At 35.0% G+C, this 17,130-nt stretch carries 18 protein-coding genes and 2 tRNA genes; 12 read left to right on the plus strand and 8 right to left on the minus strand.

The genetic code is table 11. The features are described from left to right. Positions 1-101: 101 nt before the first annotated feature. The gene (locus METEV_RS09450; RefSeq protein ID WP_013195280.1) at positions 102-2,015 is read right to left on the minus strand and encodes a molybdopterin biosynthesis protein; all 1,914 of its coding nucleotides are present in this window, start codon (positions 2,013-2,015) and stop codon (positions 102-104) included. A gap of 28 nt (positions 2,016-2,043) precedes the next feature. Next, a complete protein-coding gene (gene ilvE, locus METEV_RS09455; RefSeq protein WP_013195281.1) occupies positions 2,044-2,940 on the minus strand; it encodes a branched-chain-amino-acid transaminase in 897 nt (298 codons plus the stop codon). 187 nt (positions 2,941-3,127) lie between these two features. Between ilvE and METEV_RS09460 the strand changes: the two genes are divergently transcribed. Continuing rightward, positions 3,128-3,205 (plus strand) — tRNA-Arg (locus tag METEV_RS09460). 121 nt (positions 3,206-3,326) lie between these two features. Next, the gene (locus tag METEV_RS09465; RefSeq protein WP_394296166.1) at positions 3,327-5,339 is read left to right on the plus strand and encodes an aldehyde ferredoxin oxidoreductase N-terminal domain-containing protein; all 2,013 of its coding nucleotides are present in this window, start codon (positions 3,327-3,329) and stop codon (positions 5,337-5,339) included. A gap of 24 nt (positions 5,340-5,363) precedes the next feature. On the opposite strand, the gene METEV_RS09470 is transcribed toward METEV_RS09465, so the two are convergent. Further along, a complete protein-coding gene (locus tag METEV_RS09470; protein WP_013195283.1) occupies positions 5,364-5,600 on the minus strand; it encodes a hypothetical protein in 237 nt (78 codons plus the stop codon). Positions 5,601-5,819: 219 nt separating this feature from the next. Next, positions 5,820-6,740: a glycine betaine ABC transporter substrate-binding protein gene (locus tag METEV_RS09475; RefSeq protein ID WP_013195284.1), complete on the minus strand. Its 921-nt coding sequence runs from the start codon at positions 6,738-6,740 to the stop codon at positions 5,820-5,822. Between the two features lie 192 nt (positions 6,741-6,932). Between METEV_RS09475 and METEV_RS09480 the strand changes: the two genes are divergently transcribed. The 10 genes from METEV_RS09480 to METEV_RS12430 all read left to right on the plus strand — a co-directional run bounded on the left by METEV_RS09480 (position 6,933) and on the right by METEV_RS12430 (position 15,726). Then, complete coding sequence (locus METEV_RS09480; RefSeq protein ID WP_232216851.1) at positions 6,933-7,412, plus strand: DUF61 family protein; 480 nt, start codon at positions 6,933-6,935, stop codon at positions 7,410-7,412. A gap of 53 nt (positions 7,413-7,465) precedes the next feature. Continuing rightward, positions 7,466-7,834, plus strand: coding sequence for a hypothetical protein (locus tag METEV_RS09485; protein WP_013195286.1), 369 nt, complete (start codon positions 7,466-7,468; stop codon positions 7,832-7,834). Positions 7,835-8,411: 577 nt separating this feature from the next. Then, complete coding sequence (locus METEV_RS09490; RefSeq protein ID WP_013195288.1) at positions 8,412-8,948, plus strand: metalloregulator ArsR/SmtB family transcription factor; 537 nt, start codon at positions 8,412-8,414, stop codon at positions 8,946-8,948. 263 nt (positions 8,949-9,211) lie between these two features. Then, positions 9,212-10,414: a PGF-CTERM sorting domain-containing protein gene (locus tag METEV_RS09495; protein ID WP_013195289.1), complete on the plus strand. Its 1,203-nt coding sequence runs from the start codon at positions 9,212-9,214 to the stop codon at positions 10,412-10,414. Positions 10,415-10,507: 93 nt separating this feature from the next. Further along, on the plus strand, positions 10,508-11,170 hold the full coding sequence (gene cbiM / locus METEV_RS09500) for a cobalt transporter CbiM (RefSeq protein ID WP_013195290.1): 663 nt from the start codon (positions 10,508-10,510) through the stop codon (positions 11,168-11,170). After that, complete coding sequence (locus METEV_RS09505; protein WP_013195291.1) at positions 11,154-11,657, plus strand: hypothetical protein; 504 nt, start codon at positions 11,154-11,156, stop codon at positions 11,655-11,657. Before cbiM ends, METEV_RS09505 begins: the two co-directional genes overlap by 17 nt. Before the next feature lie 24 nt (positions 11,658-11,681). Next, the gene (gene cbiQ / locus METEV_RS09510) at positions 11,682-12,440 is read left to right on the plus strand and encodes a cobalt ECF transporter T component CbiQ (protein ID WP_013195292.1); all 759 of its coding nucleotides are present in this window, start codon (positions 11,682-11,684) and stop codon (positions 12,438-12,440) included. Beyond that, positions 12,440-13,363, plus strand: a complete 924-nt coding sequence (locus METEV_RS09515; protein ID WP_013195293.1) for an energy-coupling factor ABC transporter ATP-binding protein — start codon at positions 12,440-12,442, stop codon at positions 13,361-13,363. Before cbiQ ends, METEV_RS09515 begins: the two co-directional genes overlap by 1 nt. A gap of 147 nt (positions 13,364-13,510) precedes the next feature. Then, positions 13,511-14,596 carry an RNA-guided endonuclease InsQ/TnpB family protein gene (locus METEV_RS09520; RefSeq protein ID WP_013195294.1) on the plus strand — a complete coding sequence of 362 codons (1,086 nt, stop codon included), beginning with the start codon at positions 13,511-13,513 and terminating at the stop codon, positions 14,594-14,596. Positions 14,597-15,201: 605 nt separating this feature from the next. After that, entirely contained in the window at positions 15,202-15,726 is a 525-nt protein-coding gene (locus METEV_RS12430; RefSeq protein WP_157197335.1) for a hypothetical protein, read from the plus strand. A 163-nt stretch (positions 15,727-15,889) separates the two neighbouring features. On the opposite strand, the gene METEV_RS09530 is transcribed toward METEV_RS12430, so the two are convergent. The 4 genes from METEV_RS09530 to METEV_RS09545 form a co-directional block, all read right to left on the minus strand. Then, positions 15,890-15,964, minus strand: a tRNA-Glu gene (locus METEV_RS09530). 79 nt (positions 15,965-16,043) lie between these two features. Next, on the minus strand, positions 16,044-16,403 hold the full coding sequence (locus METEV_RS09535; RefSeq protein WP_013195296.1) for a helix-turn-helix transcriptional regulator: 360 nt from the start codon (positions 16,401-16,403) through the stop codon (positions 16,044-16,046). A gap of 21 nt (positions 16,404-16,424) precedes the next feature. Next, entirely contained in the window at positions 16,425-16,649 is a 225-nt protein-coding gene (locus METEV_RS09540; protein ID WP_013195297.1) for an LSM domain-containing protein, read from the minus strand. A gap of 51 nt (positions 16,650-16,700) precedes the next feature. Continuing rightward, positions 16,701-17,063, minus strand: coding sequence for a DUF3467 domain-containing protein (locus METEV_RS09545; protein ID WP_013195298.1), 363 nt, complete (start codon positions 17,061-17,063; stop codon positions 16,701-16,703). Between the last annotated feature and the right edge of the window lie 67 nt (positions 17,064-17,130).

Below are 17,130 nucleotides of genomic sequence, written 5' to 3' on the forward strand. Positions count from 1 at the left end.
CCCGACACTGCTTCAAAAATAAAAAAGGTTTTTATCCATATAGAAGTCTAATTGAAAAATCGTATTTTTATTGTATCGGTTATAATTTATAAAACTGATGATTAAAACTCAATTATTTCACCAGTTCGTTCGTAGACTGAAATTCCAGATGGAAGATTATCAGCAAAAGATTTTGATGAAATGCAGGAAATCAATGTCTTTATTTCAGTTAAATCCATTGCTTCTTTTTGAACCAGGAAATCAAATTCTTCTTCACAAATACTAATAAATTTTAACCCTGAATTTTCAGCCATAGTTCTAAGACCAAAACCCACATCTGCGAATCCTTCCTTGACAGCATTACAAACTGCAAGATGTGTTTTTGCCCCACTGTTATATCCTGCAAGAGATTCCTTTAAATTATTAAATGACATCCCCATCTTATCAGCAAATTGTTTAAGGTTCAAATCCAGTAAACTTCGTGTCCCTGTGCCTCTATTACGATTTATCAGTCGTTTGTCCAGTATATCATCAATTCCAGAAATATCACTATTTTGGCGAACGATTAAACCCTGTTCCCTCTTGTAACCTTTGACAAGTACCACATCAGATAATTTCATTTTCTCGATCATAGATATGTTATAATTACCAGAATCATCCGGCATATTTATTCCTGCAATATCTGAAAAACCTGTTGATACAGAACTAAAACCTCCAGAAGAACCATTATTCAATACCCTGAATTTAAGCCCTGAAAGTTCTTCAAGGATTTCTATTCCCGGACAATATCCACCTGCAAACAACAAATCTGGCTCATCCACATTTCCAAACAGTGTTACATTCACGGATGTACCGGATTCTATATATTCGGTTTCTGCTGAAATTTCTATAAATCCGTCTGCATCGGCAAGGGTAGTTATTGCCCCTGACCCTTTATCAGCAGGGTATACTTTCCCACGTACCATTCCCACCGGAAGTAGTTGCTGTCTACCCTGCGAATTTATACCAGTTCCAAGAACAGCAGTAACTGTCAATTCATCTTTAGTACTGTCAAACGTATCCTGTGAATTATGAATAAGAGGTGCTATGAACTCATTGAATATAGTTAGTGCTGATGTAGGGTTTCCTGGAAGCCCTATAGTAGGTACACCATTTATCATACCTGCAACAACCGGTTTACCGGGTTTGATATTAATTCCATGAAACAGGGTTCTACCCTTCTCCTCTATTACCTTATACATAATATCTCCAGCACCTGCAGATGTGCTGCCGGAAGTAAGGACAAGGTTGCATTCCTGCACAGCTCTGTTTATTGCATTAAACATTGCCTTTTCTTCATCTTCCACAATTCCATACATTACTGGTGTTGCACCGCACTCTTTAACACTTGCAGAAAGGGCATAAGAATTTGTATCATAAATCATCCCTTTATCCAGAGGATTTCCAGGAGTAGTCAATTCATTCCCGGTAGAAATAATACCCACTTTTATTGTATCAACATCAATATACCGCTTTCCTATCGCTGAAAGAACTCCTATCTCACGTGAACCTATCCGTGTATTTCGACAAAGCACCTGTTCACCCCTCATAATATCCGAACCTCTGGACATGATATTCTCACCGGTATGAACAGGTCTGTAAACCGATACCTTACTGTTTGCTCTTTTTGTATCTTCCACTTTCACCACTGCATCAGCACCGTAGGGTATTGGTGCTCCTGTAGCTATGGACATCGCTTCACCCTTGTTTAAATAAAAGTCGCCAACAAATCCAGCATCTATTGAACCTGTAAAACATAGAGTTAATGGATTTGTTTCTCCTGCCTGATAGGTATCATCTGCACGAACAGCATACCCATCCATTATTGATTTATCAAACGATGGTACATCTATACTTGAAACAACATGTTCCGCTAAGGTATATCCCAGTGCTTCCTCCAAAGGAAGAGATTTTGTGGAATGATTAATAGGGATTTGTTTTAACAACCTGTGTGCTTCATCCACAGGAATCAACGTTCTAAATTCTTTATGTGCCATGATTTTTTAAAATAAAATATAAGAGTTTTTAAACTTTAACCTCGTTTTCAGGGTATATAGGTGTTCCGTTGTTTCTCGTGACTTCTTTAAAAGCCTCAATAACTTTGTTGGTCACCTTTCCGGGTTTTCCGTCACCTATACTTCGTCCATCTATCTGAGTTATAGGAGCTGCTTCAGCTGCTGTACCTGTTACAAAAATCTCATCTGCAGTATATAAATCGAACAATCCCATGTGCTGTTCATTAACCTCATATCCCATGTCCTTTAAAATCTCAATTGAAACCGCCCTTGTAATCCCTTTCAGATTGTTGATGGTCGGTGGTGTGTAAACTTTACCATTATTTACTGCAAATATATTGTCTCCTGAGCCTTCAGAAACATATCCATTGTTGTCCAGGAATATAGCCTCATCTCCACCTTTATTATTCGCCTCAACTTTAGCCAGTATATTGTTGAGATAATTCATAGATTTTATATTTGGAGAAAGCGCGTCCGGAGCGTTCCTGCGGGTTGTTACCGTTACTGCAGTAAGTCCCACTTCGTAAAGGTCGCCATAGAGCGCATCCCATTGTTGGGTTATAATGAATACATTTGGTTTTGTACATTTTCTCGGGTCAAGTCCAAGATCTCCGATTCCTCTTGATACAATCGGGCGGATATAGGCATCCATAAGGTTGTTCTTTCTCAATGTTTGAAGTATTGCCTCTTTCATCTCATTCTTTGTCAATGGTATGTCCAGTACAATAGCCTTCGCAGAGTCGTACAGTCTATCAATATGTTCATCCAGTTTGAAAACCCGACCATTGTAGGCTCTGATACCTTCAAAAACACCATCTCCATAGAGGAACCCGTGATCATATATCGATGTCGTCGCCTGGGATTTTGGAACAAACTCACCGTTGAAATAAATCAATAACTCGCTCATCTGTTTAAGCCTCATCCAATGCTATTTTTATATTATTCATATCACTTTCGATATTTTCAATGTTATATATGTATATTTGTAAACTCAACAGAAGAAAACAATTATTACAGACGGATTAATGGAAGATACAACAAAAAACCTTTTATGGATAAACAACAATTGAGTATCTCTGCTATCTGTGGCATAAGGTCCCGTGGCTTAGCCAGGATATAGCACCGGGCTTCTAACCCGGAGGTCGTGGGTTCAAATCCCACCGGGTCCGCCATACACTATTTTTATTGTAAAGTTAGTCTTTGAATAATTGCATTTTTCTTCAACAAATTTAATATGAGCTACACTTAACTATTATAGGGGTATCTCAATAGTTTTACGTATATCATGGGAGTGTGAATTTATTGAGTGTTTCAGAAGAAAAGAAAAACTACAAGGTTAGGTCGCTATCCCTAAACCCTTGTGATAAAACCAAAACCGTTAGTTTTGTTGATAAAGATATAGTAGGACCGGTGGACTGGGGATTGAAGAACCATTTTGACTACAGAAGTTATGAATACTCAGAATATAGTAAAAACAATGTATTGTGTTTTGGTCTGGGTAAACTTGCTGGAAGCAAACTTCCCGGTACTCAAAGATTAATATTTTCCTTCCGTTCACCGCTTTGGAAAGGTTTTTTTGTTTCTGCACTGGGTGGTGCAGCACATGTATTCAAAAGAGTGGGTGTTGATTATGTAACAATTGAAGGGAGGTCAGAAAAACCATCAATCATAGTACTAAAAGGCAGAAAAGAAGGATATGTAGATGTAGAGTTTCACGAAATTACAGAAAACAAATTGCTAAATGTCTACAAAGGATACAATGGTAAAGAAGGTGTTTACGCATTATCTGAATATTTAATAAGCAACTTTTCATCCAAGTATAATAATGATTATAGATGTATGGTCGTTGGTCCTGGTTCTTTATATTCCAACATGGGCGCAACATTTTCAGCCACTTTAAAAAACAATGAAATGGTTGTAGGTTCTGAAGAATGGGCTGGTAGAGGAGGGAGCGGCTCTGTTTTATATCAGGGCCATGGTGTTGCCGGCATTGTTTTTGGAGGAGAAATGGAAAGAATATTCCCTGGTGTAGACCTTTCAGATTTGGATAACGTCAAGGATATTCTTGACACATATTACAATGAATCATATATAAAGGTCATCAAAAAAAGAACCACCAAATACAGATATAATCCAAAAATAGAAAGTGGGGGCACATTTGGTTCCAATATTCATTGTCTGGGTGAATTCATACCCTTAATGAACTGGAAAATGATTTACATGCCCAGAGATGAAAGGATAAACATCCATGAAAAATTGTTAGATAAATACTGGAAACCATTCAACAAAGAATCTATGGAACCAAGAAACTGGACTACCTGTGGAGAGCCCTGTCCTGTGGTATGTAAAAAACATCGTAAAGGACAACATGTTGATTATGAGCCTTACGAAGCAGATGGTCCTCTGGCTGGTTCATATGAGATTCACAAAACGGATGTCTCGGTAAAAAAAATCGATACTATAGGGATTGATGCCATAGAGTTTGGCAATCTTTCAGCATGGATACTTGAACTGATATCTGAAAGGCTCTTATCATCAAAAGAACTTGGACTATCCGCTAACCCAAGATTTGACATGAAAAATTTTGATTATGAAAAAGATTCAGAAATAAACGCAAATCTCGTAGCAGAACTTGCCGATAATGTAGCTTATGGTAAAACTGAAGTTTGTAAAGTCTTGAGACAGGGAATAAGGAAATCCGCCAGCAAATTTGATGAGATGTTTAAAGAAAGAATTAAAAATCATAGTTCTGGTTATAATAGCTACAAAGATTTTGCAGTCTATGTGCCCTTCGGCGAAGATGGATGTATCGCTCCAACTATGTACTGGGCAGTTGGAAATTTTGTGCCTGTTCCAATACAGGGTAAATATCTCACCTATTATCAGTTTGGATTTTTCGACCCAGAAACTCTGGCAGAAGAATGTTTCAAAAAAGCTGTATATGAACTCTATTCTGAAAATACCGGGATGTGTAGATTTCACAGAAATTGGGCAACCGAGGTCATACCATTGCTTTTGAAAAAAGCATGGGATATTGACATAGATAAAAGCCACAATGAAGAAATTATTAAAAAAATGGTAGAATACGATAAAAAAGCCGGGATAAAACCTTCGTTCTGGGACAGCCACAGAGTTTTGGATATTGTTGCTTATGGTGCAAAAGAATTCGGCAACATGAAATGGTGGAATGAATTTGAAAATGACAAAATTAATACCGCCAGAAAATACTGGGAGATGTTTTTAAAATCCTATGAAGACAAACTGGGTATATCATGGGACTATGACTATCAGATTAAACAAAAATAATTTTAATAAAAAGGATGGTTGAATTCACCATCCCCCTGTTGTAGGATTGTCTATATCGTATTTTTCAGATATTGATTGAGCTATTGAGAAGGCTAAATCCTTTTTTTCCTCTTCAAACACTTCTTCATCTCCTGTAATTCTGTTAATGAGGCAAGAAGTTCCATCTGTATAGGATATCAATTCTGCTACGGGCTTACATCCAAAACGGTGTATTTTGTTTATTTTTTTGTTATAAGGGACCTGTACTTGTTCAGAGAGCATTTTCACCACTTTTCACTATTTTTATTGAGAGTAACCATAGCTCCAAACAAGTAATGATATATTAATTTTTTCATAGACTTTAATTGAACAATTAAAGACCAGTAAAAAGCCATAAAGGAAGGATACTGACTCAATAACCCAGATTATTGAAAAAAGAGGTTGAAAATACTGTAAATATGAACAATTACAAAAATTAATAAAGTAAAAATGGGATGGATTTCATTTGCCAAGCCATTTATTTACTTTTTCAGGATTGTTGTCAATCCATTTTTGAGCTGCATCTGCAGGACTCATACCATTTTCTATATCAAGCATCATGGATTCTATTTCTGATATACCCATACTGGAATCTGATGCCAGTTTATAAATTTTTGGATAATCCTCTTTGAAACCTTCTCTTGCTATCATGGTTATATCATCGCTTTCACCATAAACACTCTTTGGATCTTCAAGATATTTCAAATCTACACCATACTCCTGTTTCATACGGCTAAAAGACCAGTGAGGATTCCAGAGGGTTACAACAATCCATTCTTCATCTTTTATAGCATCACCCAATTCAGTAGACATTGCAACTGTACTGCTTGATTGCAATTTATAATCAAGGTTGTATTCAGAAATTGCATTTTCAGTCTGTTTCATAATGCCTGCACCTGGCTCTATTCCCTGTATCTGACCATCGAATTTGTCCCTGTTTTCTTTTAAACCATTAATAGTATCCACCGGCACATAGGACGGAACTACAAGCCCTGTTCTAGCTCCCGATGAAAGGTTATTTACAATAATCAGGTCTTCACTGTATCTATTCCAATAATTTCCCTGTGTGCCTGGCAACCATGCACTTACATAAAAATCAAGGTCTTTATCAGACAAACCCTGATATACACCACCGAGGTCACCATATACCAGTTCCACATTATAACCTTCAGATTCCAGTATATGTTTGAACATGTTGGATGTTGCCCGACCATCATCCCAAGTAGTTGAGCCAAGTTTTATCGTTTTGGATTTATCAGAGGTGGGTTCTTTATTGTTTGGTGTTTGCTCACTATTTTGCTGCATACATCCGGATGAAGCAAGGGAAAATATGAGCAACAGACATATTATAAATACAGATAATTTATTTTTGTTTGTTTTCATTTATATCACTAAATTTAATATCAAACGTTTTATCGATTTCAGCTTCATAAAGCATCATCAATTCTATATTGGACAATTGGTTATAAACGATTTAACGTTAATCTTTACTATTATAAAACATTATTTATAAATACATTTAAGTATACGAAACTACAGGTTAAATTTTTTACATAACAATGGAAAACTATATTATTGTCAGCCTCAATAATTTCAAAGAAAAAAGGATACAAATCTAAAATGTCTGACAGAAGAGCTTCAATTACTGATGATTCAATTATCAACCGATGGATGAACCTTGAAATAGGTAAAATAAACAACAGCATTGTAACTGCAAGGAAAACTCTTTACCAGCTACTTGAAGAAGATAATCCATCTTCAAAAACAAAAGATGGAAGAGAGTATTTATTTAAAAAAGAAATCATTAACAAACTCGAAAATAGGCTTCCAGAACATATACAAACGAGGTTAAAACTCCCGATATTATTTTTCTTTGACCTGCAGATAGATGATAGCTGTTATATAAATGATAAAACAGCTTTTGAAGCCCTGCAAATTCTTGGTGAAATCGGATATAAAAGAGAATTTCGAAACAACCGTCACTGGATGGGAAAAGCTATTGCGTATTCCATCAAGAAAAAATATCCAAGTGCTGTCCAGATTGTAATGACATAAAACCTTTATCAGAGCGGTTAAATCCAACTACAGCTGCAGATATGTGAGAATCCATGAATAAAAACGGAATGTATTATGAAAGTGAATATTTTGAGAAAAAAACAAATCAATTAAATCTTTCACCCTTTATGGTAATGGTTTTCATCTATTTCTGTCTTTTACTGGGGTTGGTATCTTCGGTTTCCGTATTTTTAATTGAATATTTCAACCTTAATTATCCACTTTCATGGGAGGTTAAATTATATCCCCTGTTTCTGACAGTAATGTTTTATGTGCTGAGAAAAGAATTTCAGGGTATAAAGGATGAAAACGATATCGATGAATCAAAAATTATCCTACTGTTGGGTGCTTTAGGTTCAGTCATAATGGTGATAGTTGCATTAGTCCGTGTATGGGCTCTTGGGAACGGAATAAGGATATAATTATTACAATTTTAAAAATAACCCTGCTACTCAATGTAGCAGGGTTACATGGGGAAAACTACACCGATGCACAAAGGTGAGATAAAGCACTTGGAAATAGACAAAGCTTCTAAGAGATTTTTACATTCACCGCCAATATATCCATATACTTCAACCAATTTAAAAGGAATTATTTGAGTATTAAATATTACCCGTATAGGTAATATTTAATGAGAGTATAACATAAAACATAATATTAAACTATAATGGACTTTTTATATTACACATTCGATTGCCTAACAGATAACAAATTTTATTACAGATTAATATTGTTTTTAAAGTATATTACCCATTTAGGTAACGATTGTAATGCAAATAAATAGAGATATATTAAGTAATGACTTTTAACTTGGATGAAGAAAATTAACTTGAATAAATATAAACTCCACTTGTATACCAACTAATTGAATAATATTACAATTAATTTAGACTAAGCAATATACTTGCAGCTGTTTATTGTTAAAATAAAAGCTCATGATTGCTCTGGGAAATAAATTTTGATTAATATCAATCTTAAAATAATTAAAAGTTGAATATTATGAGTGAGACCAATAAAAATAAAAAAATATTCAAAGCTTTGGGCTGCAATACCCGACTGAATATACTCAAACTACTGGCAGATAATGAAATGCATATTACAGGTATAGCCAATGAGTTAGGCATATCTGTTCCAGTAACTGCAAAACATATAAGAATATTAGAAAATGCAGAACTTGTTGAACGTCAAAAGTTTGGTAATTCACATATATTAAAAGTTAATACAGAAAACATCTATACCATTTTGGATAAATTCGCACCAACCAAAGATATAGAAGTTGAAAGAGGAACTAACCTCCTTGATATACTCAAAAAGGTCTCATCAGTTGAAGTAAAAAAGATAGGAGATAGAGAAGCTGTCGTATCTACAGACGGAGATGAGGGTTTTTTCGTTTATGAAGTCAACGGGAAAATGTCAGATAAAACCGTTCATGAATGTACTTTTGAAGATGATGCTATTGTAGAATGGAAAAAGCTGGAACCTATTACCAGGTTGAAACTCGATATTAACATTAAAGACCATGAAGATAATAGTTAAACTATACTCATGGTTGCTGATAAAAATTTAAAATTTTACTTTTACTATATTATTTTTAACATTTTTAAATTAATCAATTTTACTTGATTTAATTAGTTCAAATAATAATCCCAATTTTTTATTGTTCCCTTGTTTCAGGATTTATTACTTCTTGTTAACCATATGGTTAACGTACGTTTGTCAAATCCAAATTGATTTAATTTATATTTACGTCATGGTTTCATACCGAATTTTACTAAATTAATAGATGAAAGGTGATTGTAATGAATAAATTCAATATATTAGGAATAATTTTAGTATCAACTTTAATTGTGTTTGCTTTAAGTGTACCAGTCTCCGCTCATGAAGGACATTCACATGATAACGTCTCTCAATCACTGGTTGAGGTTGAAGATCATGCAAATGAGATAATAATTGTGGCAGAAACTATCCACACTGAGTCCGCAAAGATTGCTGATGACAAATCGTTAAATGCTGACCTGAGAACAAAAGCAGAAACTGTTCACAAATCTTCTCACGAGATGGAACACATTGCAAAAGAAATCATCAATCATGTCGAAACTCTTGAGAGTATTGAACACCCGGATGAAAACAAGGATAAGGTAAAAACTGAAATTAGTGAAATCAACGAACACATCGATGAATTAGCCAATCTCCTGAACTCAAAATCAGATGCTGTTCATGAAGTGGAAGAAAATACACCACAATCACACAAAGAATATGCTGAAAACATTCACCATGAGTTCCATGAACTCGGTGATATCGGAAGCCACCTTAAAGAGCATGCTTCTGAAATTGAAAGCGATGTGATTGGAACTGGAGAAGAATATGACCACGAACATGAAGAAGGTTCTGCATTAGCAGAAGTTGAAGAACATGCAAATGAGATTATAAGTGTGGCAGGAACCATCCACACTAAGTCCGCAAAGGTTGCTGATGACAAATCGTTAAATGATGACCTGAGAGAAAAAGCAGAGACAGTTCACAAATCTTCTCACGAGATGGAACACATTGCAAAAGAAATCATCAGTCATGTCGAAACTCTTGAAGGAATTGAACACCCGGATGAAAACAAGGATAAGGTAAAAACTGAAATTAGCGAAATCAACGAACACATCGATGAATTAGCCAATCTCCTGAACTCAAAATCAGATGCTGTTCATGAAGTGGAAGAAAATACACCGCAATCACACAAAGAATATGCTAAAGACATTCACCATGAGTTCCATGAACTCGGTGATATCGGAAGCCACCTTAAAGAGCATGCTTCTGAAATTGAAAGCGATGTGATTGGAACTGGAGAAGAACATGACCACGAACATGAAGAAGGTTCATCATCCGAAAGCGAATCCAGTTCTAAATCTTCAGAATCTGAACAAGAAGGAGCTGTTGAGAGTCCAGGATTTGGTTCATTGTTAGCAATATCCGGAATGTTTGCAGTTGTCTATCTTGTAAAAAGAAAATGAATAATAAAATAAAGCATGGGTGAATATTTTAAACCACCTATGCAATTTTAACTTATTCATTAAATAATAAGACTATCTGGAGGATTGTAAACAATGCACATATCAGATGGAGTCCTTTCTGCTACTGTTGTAACAGGTGGATGGACGATAACAATTGTCTTAGCGTTTCTAACCCTCTGGTGGATGAATCAAGAAACTGATATCACAGAAGAGATTCCCAAATTTTCTGTAATGACAGCTGCTTTCTTTGTGGCGTCCTTGATTCATCTCCCGATCGGCCCCACAAGCGTTCATATGATTTTCAATGGTCTTGTAGGTGTCGTTCTTGGTCCACTTGCATATCTGTCATTGGTGGTGGGTCTCATATTACAGGCGTTCCTGTTCCAGCATGGAGGAGTGACCACTATTGGTGTAAACGCAATGAATATTGGTATTCCTGCTCTTTTGAGTTACTATGCATTTAAGAAAGGTTATGATTTTGGTATTTCTGAAAAAATAATGGGTGCTTTCAGTGGCGGAGCAGCTATTTTTATGACCGTTATATTGCTTTCTATAACTCTATTAACAACAGGTCAAGAATTTATCGGTGTTGCACAGGTATCTGCAGCAGCACATGCACCGCTAATGGTAGTTGAAGCAATAATCACAGGGTCTGTTGTGACATATCTCTCTAAAGTTAAACCTGAATTGTTGCCTATAAAAATTAATAAAAATGAAAAATCAATGGAGGCATCTAAATATGGTACTGAATTTTAACCGAATTTTACTGGTAATCTCCATTTTAACTATGGTTTTCGTTCCTGCTACATCTGCACACAGCGTGCATATGGACGTTATCGAAAAATCAACTGATAAAATCAAGGTCAAAGCCTATTATGGTGGTGGCGACCCTATGAAAGATGTTGAAGTAAATGTCTATTTAATTACTGAAAATGATGAAGAACCCTATATAGAGGACAAGTCAACAGATGAAAAAGGAATGTATTCTTTTGAACCTAAACAGGGACACGAGGTTTACAAAGTAGTGGCATCTGATTTTGGGCACCAAGTTGAAAAAAAGGTTATTTTGGAGTCTCAATCATCATCCTCATCTAATGGGTCATCCAATAATAGTGATACTGATGGACTGCCTATGCCTGCAAGAATAGTATCTGGTTTTGGATACATTGCAGGTATTGCAGGTATTGGGATGATGGCAAATGCCAGAAAAATAAAGAAAAAATATGAAAACGAAAATAAATAAATGAACAGAGAACTAAAATAAACAATGAACTATCCAAGGATTGACGCATATTCAGAAATCGAATCAGTAATACACAATTTCGACCCCAGAGCAAAGATTATAACATTTACAGTCCTCATATTTTCCTTTGCTTTTATCGAAAGTTTGACAGTAGCTATGTTTGCTGTTTTGTTTTCAGTAAGTCTGATATTTATTTCCAAATTACCTATTGAATTTGTTTACGCACGCTTAAAATATCCAATAATATTCATATTTGCTATTTTTGTGATAATGTGCTTTACAGTAGAAGGTAACATAATAATAGATTCATATTTTGTAAGTGTTACTCTGGAAGGGTTAAAAATTGGGTTACTTATATTTCTCAGAGCTACTGCTGCTTTAATTATTGCATTTTTAATGCTTGCCACTAACAGGTTTGATACCGTTATAAAAGCTTTATATATGTTGAAATTGCCGAATGCAGTTGTTCAGATGATTGTATTTTCTTATCGATATATTTTTGTTTTGGTGGATGAATTTCAAAATATGAAAAAATCAATGTCTGCAAAAGGTTTTGAAATTAAAGCCAACAGATATGGATTATCTACTATAGGAAACCTGATAGGAATGTTACTTGTTAAAAGTTATGAAAGAGGGGAAAGAGTACATAAGTCGATGATTTCAAAGGGTTATGAAGGGAAACCAAGAATGGATACAAATTACAATTTAATGTTTTCTGACTATGTGTTAACGATTTTTATGATGATCTTCGCGTTTGGCGTACATATTTATCCGGTGATATAATGAAAAGAACTGCAGTATCCATAAAAAATTTGGATTACACATATCCAAACAGTAAAAAAGTCTTAGATAATGTTAACATGGAGGTTTTTGAAGGAGAAAAAATTACAATCATGGGTCCAAATGGTGCTGGTAAAACCACTCTTTTGCTACATCTAAACGGTACATTAAAAACATCAAATAGCGATAATGTTTATATTTTTGAACAGGCAATCAGTTCAATGAATATAAAAGACCGGATACAATATGTAGGAATTTTATTCGAAGACCCTGATGACCAGCTATTCATGCCGACAGTTTATGATGATGTTGCTTTTGGGCCTTATAATATGGGTCTGGACAAAAAAGAAGTTGACAAAAGAGTTAAAAAATCCATGACCAGAGTAGGACTTCAAGGATTTGAAAATGAAGTCCCCCAACATTTGAGCACTGGTCAAAAAAAGAAAGTTGCATTGGCTGCAGTTATTTCAATGGAACCTAAAATACTTGTTTTGGACGAACCAACTGCTAATCTTGATCCAAAAAGCAAATCAGAGATCATATCATTTATCAAGGAACTTAATGAAAAAGAAGGTATTACTACAATAATAGCTACTCATGATGTGAATACAATATCATATCTTACAGATAGAGTATATGTTCTTAATGAAAAGATAGTAGCCTCAGGAACACCACATGATATATTTTCAAATCCTGAATTATTGAAACAATTTAACTTGGAAGCACCTGATCCACTTAAAATTTTCCGAATGCTGGAGTGTTTTGGGTATGATAGTAAAAATCATCCTTTATCAATAAATGAAGCTGCGGAAAACCTTATAAACGCCATGCAAGAAAACGGTGACGTCATGAACCTCCAAATGGATAAAGATGCGTATGAAAACATAAAACAACTGGTAAATCTTTATACTTACCACCCTTTCTGAGATAAGTATTCACGAGAAATGGAGAAGGAAGCCAACAGTTTCAACTTTTGGAGGAATGCGTCCAAACTTAAACAAACCATTGATGACCAGCAGTAACATCTCTGATTCATAATTATTTTATATGTATCTAACATATTTGTAGATAGCATGTACCTGACGTTGAAAGTAAAACTGAATCCCGATAGAAAACAAAGCAATAAACTATTGACAACTATGGAAAAGTTCAATGAGGCCTGCAACTATGCTTCTGAGACTGCATGGCACAACAAGAAATTTGGTAAAACCGGGATTCAGAAATTGACTTATTATGACATTAGGCAAAAATTCGCTCTGTCTGCTCAATTGACTGTCAGGGCAATCGGTAAAGTAGCTGAAAGCTACAGCAACGACAGAAAAACCATGCACAAATTCAATAGAAGAGGTGCAGTGGTCTACGACCAGAGAGTTCTGTCGTTCAAGGGAAAAGATATGGTTTCCATACTTACTCTGAATGGGCGTGAGAAGATAAGTATATCTTACGGTGATTATAGACCTTTTGACATAAGTAAAATCCGAGGTCAAACAGACCTGATTTACGAAGATAATAATTTTTACCTGATGCTTGTGATGGAAGTGGGTGAAAACGAGGTTGAATATAACGATGATGTCATGGGAGTAGACCTTGGCGTAGTTAATATAGCAACCACTTCTAATAACGAAGTTTACAAAGGCACAAAAGCTGATGAGATACGAGAGCGATATACCAGTCTAAAATCGAGATTGCAGTCAGCTGGAACATGGTCCGCCAAGGAGCACCTCAAGAAATTATCCAAAAAGGAACGCCGGTTCAAACGTGACTTGAATCACCGGGTTGCCAAACAACTGGTTAAACGCGCTAAAGACACGTCCCGGGCTATTGCATTGGAAAACCTCAACGGTTTTCGTCCGGAGGCTACGGTTACTAAAGCGCAGAAAGATAGGTTGGGTAAATGGGCGTTCTCTGAATTGACCGATTTCATATTATACAAATCAAAACTTGAAGGAGTACCTGTTATAATAATTAACCCGATGTATACTTCGCAGCAATGTTCTGAGTGCGGGCATATCAATAAGAGCAACCGCCAGAAACAGGCTAACTTCAGGTGTAAGACATGCGGTCATAGAGAGAACGCCGACTACAATGCTTCGAAGAACATTGCACACAGGGGAGCTGTCAGCCTTCCTGATGTCCTCCGCTTAACTTCTATTAGTTAAGAGATGGAAGGACAAGCTAACCGCTTTAGCGGTTAGTAGCTGACAAAACGCAATATATCAATAAATATTGTTGGGTGTATATATTGTAAAAATCAATATAATAATATAATGAAATATAATAACTTGTATTATTCTCATTTTATAGTCGATAACTCAATATTTGTTGCTTATAATTATTGAAATATATTGCAAATTAATAACAAATAATCTGTGTTCAACTATAGTTGCTATAGATTTTTTATTCAAAAGAGTAATAGTATATGTATATGAATAGTGGGAATACTCGATATCTACCTGATATATTATTCCTTTTTGTTTTTCTACCACTTTTTTTAACTGTAGTATATTTTACTTCATTAAATAGTGCATTTATATTACATACAGATGATTATACTATTTTTACAATATACGCCACAAATTTCGCTCATTTTGATTATAACCATTTCATGAGCAACCTTTTGTCGTATATGGTTATAATATTGTTAATTTTTATTTTTTTCAGAATATTTGGATTATGTGAAAGAAAAAATTTTTATTTAAACCTGTTAACCATTTTTATTATTGCACCGTTTGGAATTTCTCTGTTCAGTCTCCTTATTTATGACATGGATAAAATATTGGGATTTTCAGGTATCGTATCATCTCTATTAGGCTATTTTACAGCCTCATTTGTGACCTATACATATAAAAAAGCAGATATAAATTTGAACCGTACAATTTTGTTCTTGTTCCCTGTGATTTTTTTTAATTTATCTATATTATCACTTATTAGGTATGGATTAATAGAAAATACAGGACTTGATTTGTTACTGATTTTTATCCTTTCAATTTACCTTCTTGATGAAGCTAAAATTGATATCATCAAAATATATCATTCGTTTAAAAATAATAATCTAGTAAATAGTAACTTTAAAAATATACCATTTTACTGGTATGCAATAGCTACTGTATTATTTTTCTTTACATTTACAATAGGTTTGTGGTTAATTCTCTTCCCTGAAAAAGTCCTAAATAATGGTAACATAACAAACATACAGGGGCATTATATAGGATTCATGATTGGAACATTAACACCTATCTTAACCTATAACCTAAAAGTTTACATAAAAAAATTAACTCAATTAAATTAAACTAAACCATCTCATAATAAAGATATTGATCACCCTGAAACTAGCAAACTTGCTTAGTAGTCCCGGGCGGTTTTTCCTAAGTAAAAAATTCTCAAAAAAGATGTACTATATATGATTAAAGAGTTAATAGTAATATTTGAGGGATTATAAAAAAATTCAAAGATGCTCCGGATGGGATTTGAACCCATGTTTTCGGCTCGAAAGGCCGAAATGATTGGCCCGACTACACTACCGGAGCAAATTGGATTGTTTCGGTGCGGGAATACACAATTACCACGCACCTATATATAATTTTCGATTTTTACTGGAATTGAGATTCAACATTGTGCTTTTGACTGGGATGTTTCATCTTCTTCATCCAGTTTCACAATCCATTCGGTCAAATATTCACAATATTCTGGTTCACATGCCAGCCTGCATCCTGCACAAGGTGAGAACATACTTCCTGACAAAAGCATCTCATAGGATGGTTTTGGTTCTTCAGCACTTTTTAAAAGATAAGTTCTTGAACCCTTTGAAGTCGCTGATTCACGGATTATTAATCCTTTTTTCAACAGTTTTGACACAATCCTTGAACACTTACGGCTGTCTATATTCATCTCTTTCCAGAGCTGGTTCTGATATATCCCCTCTGGATGTTCTTTTATTACTTTTAAAGCCAGTTCTTCAGGTTCCATAATATCCTGTATCTTTTTTTATTAATCTTCAACAGGTGCCAGTAAAACGATGTTGTTACCTCTTAATACTACTGAACCGAGTGATCTGAGGCGCTCACCATTTGCTATTTCAACAGATTCCACAAGATGTAGATTGAGATAATCATCCACACTTTCAAGAACGCCTTCAAGTTGATGGAGGTCGCCTTTCATTTCAACTTGTACCTTAGATCCAAGTAATTTGTGAACTTTTTTATTTGGGAACAATTTATAACCTCACTTTTATTGATTAATGTTGTTTAAAGATAATATTATTATTTACATATAACCCTGTAGTTCAGAACTATCAGACTTGTTTTCATTTTTCTCTGTTTTCTGAGCCTGCTGTCTGCTGATGGGTCCAAATAAATTTTCATATTCTTGAATATGCTGGTTCAACCATTTTGAGAGCTCGTAGGCTGCCATTGGTGAAAGTATTACTTCCGTCTCGAGTGTTCTTTCTATAACACGTGAATCTGATTGTTGTCCAAACCCTTTCTGAGAATCATTATAAAAACCTATTCGAAAATCATATGGACTGTGTCCGCCTACTGCACCAATAGCATATGCCTGTTTAAAATCTTCCGCCTTTTTAAATTCAACGGTTACCTTCTTTTTGCCCTCATTATTATCTTCAGTCATGATTAGATATCCCAAAATTGATTATCCTAATTTGTCTGGTAATGTGTTTGCATTATTTTAATCACTT

It is taken from the genome of Methanohalobium evestigatum Z-7303, assembly GCF_000196655.1.
Classification (GTDB): domain Archaea; phylum Halobacteriota; class Methanosarcinia; order Methanosarcinales; family Methanosarcinaceae; genus Methanohalobium; species Methanohalobium evestigatum.

What these genes read in the sequence shown, in the direction of transcription:
- METEV_RS09450 (WP_013195280.1), bottom strand. Translation starts at nt 2,015, where the DNA reads ATGGCACATAAAGAATTTAGAACGTTGATTCCTGTGGATGAAGCACAC.
- ilvE (WP_013195281.1), bottom strand. Translation starts at nt 2,940, where the DNA reads ATGAGCGAGTTATTGATTTATTTCAACGGTGAGTTTGTTCCAAAATCC.
- METEV_RS09470 (WP_013195283.1), bottom strand. Translation starts at nt 5,600, where the DNA reads ATGCTCTCTGAACAAGTACAGGTCCCTTATAACAAAAAAATAAACAAA.
- METEV_RS09475 (WP_013195284.1), bottom strand. Translation starts at nt 6,740, where the DNA reads ATGAAAACAAACAAAAATAAATTATCTGTATTTATAATATGTCTGTTG.
- METEV_RS09485 (WP_013195286.1), top strand. Translation starts at nt 7,466, where the DNA reads ATGAATAAAAACGGAATGTATTATGAAAGTGAATATTTTGAGAAAAAA.
- METEV_RS09490 (WP_013195288.1), top strand. Translation starts at nt 8,412, where the DNA reads ATGAGTGAGACCAATAAAAATAAAAAAATATTCAAAGCTTTGGGCTGC.
- METEV_RS09495 (WP_013195289.1), top strand. Translation starts at nt 9,212, where the DNA reads ATGAATAAATTCAATATATTAGGAATAATTTTAGTATCAACTTTAATT.
- cbiM (WP_013195290.1), top strand. Translation starts at nt 10,508, where the DNA reads ATGCACATATCAGATGGAGTCCTTTCTGCTACTGTTGTAACAGGTGGA.
- METEV_RS09505 (WP_013195291.1), top strand. Translation starts at nt 11,154, where the DNA reads ATGGTACTGAATTTTAACCGAATTTTACTGGTAATCTCCATTTTAACT.
- cbiQ (WP_013195292.1), top strand. Translation starts at nt 11,682, where the DNA reads ATGAACTATCCAAGGATTGACGCATATTCAGAAATCGAATCAGTAATA.
- METEV_RS09515 (WP_013195293.1), top strand. Translation starts at nt 12,440, where the DNA reads ATGAAAAGAACTGCAGTATCCATAAAAAATTTGGATTACACATATCCA.
- METEV_RS09520 (WP_013195294.1), top strand. Translation starts at nt 13,511, where the DNA reads ATGTACCTGACGTTGAAAGTAAAACTGAATCCCGATAGAAAACAAAGC.
- METEV_RS12430 (WP_157197335.1), top strand. Translation starts at nt 15,202, where the DNA reads ATGGATAAAATATTGGGATTTTCAGGTATCGTATCATCTCTATTAGGC.
- METEV_RS09535 (WP_013195296.1), bottom strand. Translation starts at nt 16,403, where the DNA reads ATGGAACCTGAAGAACTGGCTTTAAAAGTAATAAAAGAACATCCAGAG.
- METEV_RS09545 (WP_013195298.1), bottom strand. Translation starts at nt 17,063, where the DNA reads ATGACTGAAGATAATAATGAGGGCAAAAAGAAGGTAACCGTTGAATTT.